The 10127-nt window shown below is 40.6% G+C and carries 9 protein-coding genes; all 9 read right to left on the minus strand.

Annotated elements, in window-relative coordinates; genetic code table 11:
• Positions 1-258: 258 nt before the first annotated feature.
• Positions 259-708 carry a DUF2487 family protein gene (locus tag C9J34_RS17775; protein WP_107841521.1) on the minus strand — a complete coding sequence of 150 codons (450 nt, stop codon included), beginning with the start codon at positions 706-708 and terminating at the stop codon, positions 259-261.
• 400 nt (positions 709-1108) lie between these two features.
• Entirely contained in the window at positions 1109-1660 is a 552-nt protein-coding gene (locus C9J34_RS17780) for a ReoY family proteolytic degradation factor (protein WP_107841522.1), read from the minus strand.
• A gap of 15 nt (positions 1661-1675) precedes the next feature.
• The gene (locus C9J34_RS17785) at positions 1676-2899 is read right to left on the minus strand and encodes a tetratricopeptide repeat protein (RefSeq protein WP_193769068.1); all 1224 of its coding nucleotides are present in this window, start codon (positions 2897-2899) and stop codon (positions 1676-1678) included.
• A 489-nt stretch (positions 2900-3388) separates the two neighbouring features.
• The gene (gene aroA, locus C9J34_RS17790) at positions 3389-4678 is read right to left on the minus strand and encodes a 3-phosphoshikimate 1-carboxyvinyltransferase (protein WP_107841523.1); all 1290 of its coding nucleotides are present in this window, start codon (positions 4676-4678) and stop codon (positions 3389-3391) included.
• A 248-nt stretch (positions 4679-4926) separates the two neighbouring features.
• Complete coding sequence (locus tag C9J34_RS17795; protein ID WP_107841524.1) at positions 4927-6024, minus strand: prephenate dehydrogenase; 1098 nt, start codon at positions 6022-6024, stop codon at positions 4927-4929.
• Entirely contained in the window at positions 6021-7121 is a 1101-nt protein-coding gene (gene hisC / locus C9J34_RS17800; protein WP_107841529.1) for a histidinol-phosphate transaminase, read from the minus strand. Before hisC ends, C9J34_RS17795 begins: the two co-directional genes overlap by 4 nt.
• Before the next feature lie 20 nt (positions 7122-7141).
• Positions 7142-7504 (minus strand): chorismate mutase, encoded by a 363-nt coding sequence (gene aroH / locus C9J34_RS17805; protein WP_107841525.1) that lies wholly within the window; start codon positions 7502-7504, stop codon positions 7142-7144.
• On the minus strand, positions 7501-8589 hold the full coding sequence (gene aroB / locus C9J34_RS17810; RefSeq protein ID WP_107841526.1) for a 3-dehydroquinate synthase: 1089 nt from the start codon (positions 8587-8589) through the stop codon (positions 7501-7503). Before aroB ends, aroH begins: the two co-directional genes overlap by 4 nt.
• 1 nt (position 8590) lies before the next feature.
• A complete protein-coding gene (aroC, locus tag C9J34_RS17815; protein ID WP_107841527.1) occupies positions 8591-9772 on the minus strand; it encodes a chorismate synthase in 1182 nt (393 codons plus the stop codon).
• Between the last annotated feature and the right edge of the window lie 355 nt (positions 9773-10127).

Here is a 10127-nt window from a genome sequence, read left to right on the forward strand (position 1 = left end):
CTGATTCTACGATACACTGCCGACATGCCAAATAACGACTGGTTATTTGGCATGGTTGTCCATTTAAAATAATGGCTGTAGTTAAAATCAGCAAGTTTGAGCATTCTTGACAAAGTAAACCTCTATTTTCTTCATCCCTCAAAAGAACTATTAACTTCACAACTGCTATCTATCCTTTTAAAATGGGCGTCTTACAGCCCGTTGATACAGAAGCAAAGTTAAATGAACTTATAACCATTTAACAAGCTATATCTAGTATTAATACCCTGTCCATTCTTTTGTTAAACTCGGAATAACTAACTTTAATTGGTCTTCTAAAATTTTTTGCTTCATACTTGCATCCATTGATTCTAAAGGAATCGCAGGTAGCCAAATGATATTATAGTCCGCTTGCATGCTTGTCCAATGGTGATCACATGTAGCAAAGATAATATGCTTAAAGCCTGCATTCTCAAGTGCTTCTTTCCAGACTGCAAGATCGACCTGCTGTGGCATCTGCTCTAAATACGTAATTGGTGGAATAAGCATCAGTCTGCCTTTGAACTGATGCTCAATAAATGCTGTTAAAGACATTAAAAATTCTGCCTGCGAACTACTATGTCTTATTTTTTGCTGCGCTAAGTCCATATTTAATAATGGGACAACGGCTGTATCAATAAATTGCTGGTGTGCTTGAAATTGTTCTACATCTTTCGCATTAAAAAACACTTTACTTCCTCCTAAATTGAAACATGGGGGTTATTTGAAAAGACAATGTCTTTTCAAATAACCCAAACTGCTATAGTTAGTTGTTAACAACGATGTGCTCCTGTGATGGTCGTAAAGGATATGTCTCAAAATAAATTTTCAGATAAACTGTTATATTCATTATTTACCTAAAATCGTTGAGTTTAGCACTTCACTTTCAATATAAAAATCTTTTGTTGCTGTCGCTTCGCTTTCGCACAATAAAAGCCTGTTGCTATCGCTCTGCTTTCGCACAATGAATCTTTCTGAAAAAGCTTTTTCAGCCATTCAAACTGTTAGCCATTTTCCACCTATAAAACAGGTGCTCCTGCGGTGGTCGCAAGGGATGTGTCTCAAAATAAATCTCCAGACACATCCCTCCCTATTTCTGCACGTGTTGTAATGCTTGTAGTAAGCTTGAAAGTTCGAAAAATCGATTTTTGTCTCCTTGGTCCAAGGCCTCATCAATTTCCTTTAAAAGCTTTTCCTCCTGAAAGGCACGCATGCTATCTTTCAGCAATTGTTCCGCTAAAATTCGATCTTTCTCGCTAATATGCAAATACTTCGGCATATAAGGATTCTCCTCTAACACAGCTAAATATACTTGATGCGGTGGAATATTTGGGAAATTTATTTGAATATACATCACTTCATCTGGATTTAAACGCAAATCATGAAATGATTTTTCTGCATCTGCCGTCATAATATTGCCTTTATAGAAACGAAACGGGACGCCGTTACTTTCAACAGAGGACATTACAATTGCACGTGGGCAGTAATGTGCTTCTTCCACAAAGCAAACATTTTCTAGCAGTTTTTCATCGCTTAATAAGTAATTTAAAATCCACACACATTCCCTACGCTTCAATTGATAATTTTTCAAAAACCATCGCACAAATATCTTTTTCTCTGCAATTGGGACGGATGATGCCATGCTACACTGCCCCCTTTACTCAAAGCTTTCGTATAAATCAATCCATTGTTGTTCTGTAGGTTGTAATGTCATTAATGTCATCACAACTTCTTTTGCTTCATCACGTTTGCCATCTTCAATTAGAAAATAACTATACGCTTCTAAAAATGCTTCATCATCCTTAAAATCATTATATGCTTTCTTATAAATAACGTATGCTTTTTCGAACTGTTCATCCTGATTATAAGCTTCCGCAACAAATGGTGCTAAAGCTGTCCAATCGAATTGCTCTTGCTCTAGCTGCTCATATAATTCGATAATTGCCTCATACTGCTCTTCTTTACTGTAAATCGACATCAGCACTAGCAAGGCTTCCATATATTCAGGGTCTAATGCAATCGCCTGCTGTAAATGACCGATTGCCTCGTTTGGTAAATTATTTTTCAGCGCAATTTTCCCTGCAAATAAATAGAGTGCCTTGTCATATTCATCACGTGCTAGCCCTTCTTGAATCGCCTTATATGCACTTTTGTTATCCTCTATCATCGCATAGCTTTCCGCCAACAACAAATATGCTGCAAAATAATCGGGATCAAGTTCTTTTAAATCTTCGAGCTGTTTCGTCGCTAGTTCATATTTTTCTATTTGGAACGCTGCATATGCCGAGCCAAATAACATATCTGGTGAAACTTCATCCTCCAGCGCCTCCATGTAATAATCAAGCGCTTTTTCATAGCCTGCGCCTGCGCGGTATACTTCAGCTAAACGAGATGCTAACGAGACGCCAGCAAAGTTTTTATCTGCTAGATACAATTCCTCGTAAATACGTGCAGCTTCTGTAAAACGACCGATTTCAAACAGTAGTTCTGCCTTCGCAAATTGTAATAGTGGCTCATTTGGCAAGAGCTCTACCGCCTCATTGATTCGCTTTTCCGCCACTTCAAATAAACCTTGCATTTGATAATAATCAGCTAGCGCAAGCAGCACTTGTGGATATTCTGCTGCTTCTGTATCAACCGACAAAAGTAACTCCAAAGCCTCGTCTTCCTCACCAATTTCCATCATGACATTCGCACGGTCAATAATTAACTGTGCTTCTTCAGGAAATAAAAACTGCAAATGCTCAAATACTCTGTTCGCTTGCTGTAAATAGCCGTAATGCATAAACAACTCCGCCATTTCATATTGCTCATTTGGCTCTGCATTCATTAAAAATGGCTCTAGCAACTGGTCAATTTTTTGCAAATCCCCATCTTGCATTGCTTGTTGTAATTGATTGATGTTTGCCACAGTACTTCACCTTTTCTTTCTTAAGTCATTCCCTATGCTACATGACAACTAGCTATCTCACAAGAAAAAATACTTAAGATAAAATGAAACTTCAATATGAAGAGATTTTCTTCATTTCCAACAAGCTGTTGATTGAAGAACATGACCATTTTACAGTTTATTCTCTTCTACCGTGACTTTCTTGGCTTCAAGTTTTGAAACAGATGCCTTACTACCTTAATACAAGATAAAAAATGCGTTAAGAACGCTTTGATAGCAGTCTTTCCATACCTCTTGATTTTTAAAAATATTTCATAACTTCCCTTTGAGATTGAAGTACGATATTTTACTTTATTCATTGAAAATAGGAGCTATCTGATAAGGGAATCCCTTTTCAAATAGCTCCAGCTTCTCTATTAAACATTTGCTAAAACGCCGTGTACCTCCACTATGCTTTCATTGCTACTACGGTTCCTTCTTTTATTTTTTACATAGCGCCTCTACGTGTTCAAAAAATGTTGGATAGGATACCGCAATGCAATCCACATCATCTACTGTCACTTCGCCGTCTGTAATCAAGGCAGCGATGGCAGCCATCATACCGATGCGATGGTCACCGTAAGATTGTAAAGCGGCTCCATGCAATGCTGTAGGCCCATGAATAATCATGCCATCCTCCGTCGCCTCAATATTTGCACCAAGCTTTTTCAGCTCTGTTACAACGGCAGTAATGCGATCTGTTTCCTTTACTTTTAGCTCCTCAGCATCTTTAATAACCGTTGTGCCTTGTGCTTGTGTTGCCAGCAAGGCAATAATCGGAATTTCATCGATTAAGCGAGGAATCAGTTCACCTTCAATTGTGATGCCTTTTAGCTCTGAGCTTTTTATCGTAACTTCCGCAGTTGGCTCTGCTAATTCATCATCTACTTGAAATGCGATATCTGCACCCATTTCCGCTAACACGCTTATAATACCATCACGCGTTGGGTTCATGCCTACATTTTGTAATATGATGTGACTATCCTCAGTAATCGCTCCTGCTACAAGGAAGAAGGCTGCTGAAGAAATATCACCAGGCACTTTGACATGTGTTGCTGTCAGCTTTTGCCCACCAGCAAATGAGACAACGCCATCCTCCACATCAATTTGTGCACCGAATTGACGTAGCATGCGCTCTGTATGGTCACGGGATACCTCACTTTCACGTACAATCGTTGTTCCTTCTGCACGCAATCCTGCTAACAAAATAGCGGACTTCACTTGTGCACTTGCCACGGGCATCGTGTAATCGATTGCTGTTAGCTCTTTGCCTTGAATGGCAACAGGTGTATACTGCCCGTTTTCACGCCCTGTAATATGCGCACCCATTAAACGCAGTGGATCTGCCACACGGCGCATTGGACGTTTTGCAATGGAAGCATCACCTGTCATTACTGTATGTAGCTTTGTTCCTGCCAATAAGCCTAGCATTAAGCGAGTCGTCGTACCAGAATTTCCTGTATAAAGAACTTCTAACGGCTCTTTCCATGCATCGATCCCATCACTTGTGATTGTCACATTTGTTCCATCCACATCAATTTGTACACCAAGTTTTCGGAAGCAATCAATCGTACTTAAGCAGTCTTCCCCTAATAAAAAGCCTTCAACTGTCGTTGTCCCTTCTGCAATCGCACCAAACATGACAGAGCGATGTGATACTGACTTATCACCTGGGACTGTAATTGTTCCTTGTAGGCTCGGCTTTTTGTAATGTAATTTTGTTGCTTCCATGTAAAGCACTCCTTCATTTTTAATTTGTCACGATTTGAAAAAGAAGGCTATCTGAAAAGTATCACCGTTTCAGACACGCCCCTATTTTTGAGTTTAATTAAACAAATTTGCTTGTCTTACGGGCGAAAACAGACATTGGTTGAGCGATTTCACCTGTTCGTTGAGCGAATTTGGCGATTGGTTGGGCGAATTTCTTTGTCCGCTGGGCGAATCATTACATTTGAACTAGAAGCTTCACCAACGCTCCCTTACGAAATATATGTCTCAAAATTCGCTTTGCGCGCGATGCATTTCACCGCCCGTTCACGGTCATCCTCATTTTGGAAACTAATGACTAAAATGCCGAATAAATCTTCACGTGCCTCAACAATGCGAATATTTGTAATGCTAATATTGTCCTCGGCTAAATAACCTGTTATTTCAGAAATAACTCCGGGATAGTCTGGTACATCAACATACAAATCAAAGGATGTGTAAAACGCACCTGCTGAAATTGGCAGTTCATCCCGCACTTCCTTTGCCATTGCAAAATACTGCTCGATTAACGCAACATCGCCCTCTTGCAATAAATCTTTCACCGCATCCATTTCCTTCAGCCATTGCTCCAACTGTCCAATCAGTTCCTCTCGATTTTGCACCGTAATATCGCGCCATAGCAAAGGATTGCTTGAAGCGATGCGTGTAATATCACGAAAACCACCTGCAGCGATTGAGCTCGTCATTGGAAATTGGGCATTTTCCTGATACAACTGATGCACAAGAGAAGCTGCTACAATATGCGGAAAATGACTGACAACCGCTGTCATATGATCATGCTCCTGTGCATTTACACGTACTAATTTGCCATGTGTATATTTTAAAAGTGTCTCAAGCTTTTCAATATTCTCCTCTAACTCTTCCGCATGCGGTGTCAGCATATAATAAGCATTTTCAAATAAATGTGGCTTTGCGGCTGTAATGCCACTTTTATGTGAACCCGCCATCGGATGTCCTCCAATAAATGTGATTCCTTTTGCTTGAAGCTCTTTAGCTTTTTCCATAATCAAACTTTTCGTACTACCTGTATCTGTCACAATGACAGTGCTCTTCAATGTCCATGTTTGCATTTTGTCCATCCAATCAAGCGTCGCATTAACAGGTGTGCCGAAAATAATAAAGTCTGCCTTTTCTGCCGCAAGCTTCGGATCATCCACAACCTCATGGACAACTTGAAGTGTTTTTGCCATTGCTCTTGTTTGAATAAAGGCATCATAGCCAATCACTTTTACTTGTGACACTTTTTGCAACGCTAATGCAACGGAGCCACCGATTAACCCTAGTCCAATCACTAATACATTTTTCGTCACACTAATACACCTTGCTCCTGTAGCACTTGTTCAAGTAATGTTAAAAACTTCGCATTTTGCGCCTCTGTACCAATCGTGACACGAATATAACCTGGTGCACCAAGTGCGGCACCACTACGAATAATAAAGCCACGCTTCATCATTTCTTGGAACACAACATTGCTATCCGCCTTCACCTCAAACAAAATAAAATTCGTTTGTGTTGGGTAATAATTTAAATTGTAGCGCTGACAAAATTCTACATATTGCGCCTTCCCTTTTTCATTTGCTACACGACATTGTTCTATAAATGCTTGATCCTGTAAAGCAATCGCTGCTACCTCTTGACTCAACACAGTATTATTGAACGGCCCACGTACCGCATCAAGCTTTGCAATAATATCCTCATGTGCAATGCCGTAACCAACACGGAATGCAGCTAAGCCGTATGCTTTCGAAAATGTACGCAATAAAATAAGGTTATTATACTGACGATAGTATGGTAGCGTATCTTTATGTGCTGGATCATTGACATACTCAATATACGCCTCATCAAGTACAACGAGCACATGTGATGGCACTTGCGCTAAAAACTGCTGTAATTCATCGTCTGTCACAATCGTACCAGTTGGATTATTTGGACTACAAATCCAAACAACAGAAGTTTGCTCATCTATTTGTGCAAGCATCGCTGGTAAATCATGTCGTCCATCAATTGTAGGAACTTTACGTACCTCTGCACCTTCAATATCCGCATTATGCCAATATTGCGAGAAGGATGGGTCTGCCATGACAGTGTTAACACCAGGATATAACAAGGCACGTGTAATAATGGCAATTAAATCATCTGAGCCATTACCGAAAATCAATTCATTCTCTTTTACACTTAAATGCTTCGCAACTGCTGTGCGCAAATTTTGTGCATAACCATCTGGGTAGATTGCATAATTTGTGTCACTCGCTCTTAAAAATTCAGCTACTTTTGACGAGCTACCAAACGGGTTTTCATTGGATGCTAGCTTTACTACTTCTTCTAATCCATATTCCTTTTTTACTTCATCAATCGGTTTCCCTGGTTGATAAGGCTTCATATTATAAATTTGTTGTTTCCACTTCATCATTGCTTTCATTCTCCTCTCTAACGTACTAAGTCTGGACGCAAGCTCACTGCTTCATTCAAATAAACATGCTGTACATCCTTTTGTGCAACAGTTGTATTCACAAGCATTAGCACACGAATGCATAGTGGCAATGCACCTGTCACGTCCATTTCATGCATGCACATAATGGGTACATATTGCCAGCCTTCCAACGTACGTACAGCTTTAGCAGGAAATGCTGATGCAATATCAGTTGTTGTTGAAACCGTTACAGAGGCAATATGCTCAACTTCTATATTATTTGCTTGCACCATTTCTTGCACTAGTTGCGCCGTCGCTTCCCATATAAGCTCTGGTTGGTCTACTTCAATAGTTGTTGCCCCTCTTACTCCTCGTATCATAAAACTACCTCCGCTAATAAACTTCTCAGCTCTTTGTCTACCTCTTGGCAAACAGCTAACTCTATTTTTTGCACGAATGGTTCGCCAATTGCTTTTAATAAGACAAATTGTAGCTCGCCATACTCTGCCTTTTTATCTTTTACTAAATATGTTGTCAGTTCATCAAATGAATAATCATTCACCGCTGCAAATGGATAGCCATTCGCTACAGCAAAATGTAAAAACCTCTTCGTAAAATTACGCGTTATTTGACCGTAGCGTTCACTTAGCAATAAGCAATACACTAAGCCAATCATCACGGCTTCTCCATGTGCTAATCGACCATAACCCGCCGCCGCTTCTATCGCATGTCCATACGTATGTCCTAAGTTCAAATACTTACGAACAGATTGCTCCGTTTCATCTTGCTCTACGATATTCGCCTTGACACGAACACCTAAAGCTAAATATTGTGCTAACAGCTCCTGTGGAAGCTGTGTAACATTCCCTTGCAGGATTTCTTCTAGCCACTGCGTATCCGCAATCATCGCATGCTTGATGACTTCTGCCATCCCAGATAACACTTCACGTGTTGGTAAACTTGTAAGCAACGCTGTATCGTATAGTACCGCTTGCGGTTGATAAAACGCCCCAATCATATTTTTTCCTAGTGTATGATTGATAGCTGTTTTCCCACCAACAGCAGAATCATGCGCTAAAATCGTTGTCGGCACTTGAATAAACGGAATGCCACGCATATAAGTTGCGGCAACAAAGCCTGTTAAATCACCGACAGCGCCCCCACCAAATGCGATAACAAGCGATTTTCTTGTGCACTGCTGCTCAAGTAAAAAGGTTTGCACAGCCTCATAGTTTGCAAAGCTTTTACAGCTTTCACCTGCTGGCATAATAAATGTTTTAAAGGCAAAGAAGCTACTTTCTGTAAAATACTTTTCCTGTGCCTGCCAAACATGCTTATCTGTTAGCACAATAATTTGATCAGCTTTATCAAATAATTGCTTATAGTTCGCGAAGGCTTGTGCTAAAATATGATGCCCTATAACTACCTCATACGTATGCGATGCTGTTTTGACAGAAATATTCATACTAAAACTCCTTTGTATAGCGACGCATTTCATCTAGCTGTGCCTTTAATTGCGGCAATTGGTCGCTATGGAATTGCTCAACAATTACCTTCGCTATTTCCCAAGCAATAACGTGCTCGGCTACGATAGATGCCGCTGGTACTGCACAGCTATCTGAGCGCTCCACACTTGCTTTAAATGGTTCCTTCGTTTCAATATCTACACTTTGCAACGGCTTATATAAAGTCGGAATAGGTTTCATCACGCCACGTACAACAATTGGCATACCTGTTGACATACCACCTTCTAAGCCACCTAAGCGGTTCGTTGCACGCGTATAGCCTTTCTCCTCATCCCATAAAATTTCATCATGTACTTGTGAGCCTGGTAAACGTGCTGCTTCAAAGCCAATACCAAATTCTACGCCTTTAAATGCGTTAATTGACAGCATAGCAGCTGCTAATTTTCCGTCTAGCTTGCGATCATAATGTACGTAGGAGCCAATACCTGCTGGCAGCCCTTCGACAATGACTTCGACAACCCCGCCAATCGAATCGCCAGCTTTTTTCGTTGCATCAATTATTTCCACCATTTTTTCTGATGCTACTGGATCAACACAGTAGCAAGCATCTGCTTCAACGACTGTGCGAATTTCATCTGCTGTTTTCCCTTCAAGCAATGAAATATCTGCTTTAACACCTGCGATTTCCGTTACATGCGCTACGATGGAAATGCCTAATTCCCTTAATAACGCCTTTGCTACAGAGCCTGCTGCTACACGCACAGTCGTTTCACGTGCGCTTGAGCGCTCTAAAACATTGCGCAAATCACGGTGACCATATTTCATTCCACCAACTAAATCGGCATGACCTGGGCGAGGTCGGGAAATTTGACGCTTAATTTCATCGGGATCAACATCCTCTGCCAATGGCTCGGCTCCCATAATTTTTGTCCAATGCTTCCAATCATCATTTGTTACAACTAATGCTACAGGGGAACCAAGCGTTTTTCCGTGGCGTACACCCGATACGATTTCCACTGTATCCGTTTCAATTTGCATACGACGACCGCGCCCATGTCCACCTTGACGACGCTTTAAATCATGATTAATCTCCTCTGCTGTTAATGGTAATAACGATGGTAGCCCTTCAATAATCGTTGTTAATTGTGGACCGTGTGACTCTCCTGCTGTTAAATAACGCATAAAACGCTTTCTCCCTTCAACTCGCTAAAGTATATGTATTTTTCACTATAACATATTTTTCGTAAAAGAAAAGTATGTTTTCCGAAGTAAGCCTTTTCATTGAAAATTCGGAATGTTTTTGTGACACGAATATGTCTTTTTTAACTTGAATCAGCAATGTTTACTGCGCGAAAGCGAAGCGGCAGCGACAATGTTTTTTGTATCGAAAGCGAAGCGTCAGATACAGAAGTCCCCCACTTCCATAAGCCGCGGGATGAATACCAGAAACGTCATGGCATCAGAGGGAGTCCCAAACACTCTGCTGAGAAAGAAGAACTCAGTCTAAAAACGCCACATCCTGTGGCAACGACTGAGT

This window comes from Metasolibacillus meyeri (genome assembly GCF_003049505.1).
GTDB lineage: Bacteria > Bacillota > Bacilli > Bacillales_A > Planococcaceae > Metasolibacillus > Metasolibacillus meyeri.

Coding starts and splice junctions, on each gene's coding strand:
- C9J34_RS17780 (WP_107841522.1), bottom strand. CDS start 1,660: ATGGCATCATCCGTCCCAATTGCAGAGAAAAAGATATTTGTGCGATGG.
- C9J34_RS17785 (WP_193769068.1), bottom strand. CDS start 2,899: ATGCAAGATGGGGATTTGCAAAAAATTGACCAGTTGCTAGAGCCATTT.
- aroA (WP_107841523.1), bottom strand. CDS start 4,678: ATGGAAGCAACAAAATTACATTACAAAAAGCCGAGCCTACAAGGAACA.
- hisC (WP_107841529.1), bottom strand. CDS start 7,121: ATGAAGTGGAAACAACAAATTTATAATATGAAGCCTTATCAACCAGGG.
- aroH (WP_107841525.1), bottom strand. CDS start 7,504: ATGATACGAGGAGTAAGAGGGGCAACAACTATTGAAGTAGACCAACCA.
- aroB (WP_107841526.1), bottom strand. CDS start 8,589: ATGAATATTTCTGTCAAAACAGCATCGCATACGTATGAGGTAGTTATA.
- aroC (WP_107841527.1), bottom strand. CDS start 9,772: ATGCGTTATTTAACAGCAGGAGAGTCACACGGTCCACAATTAACAACG.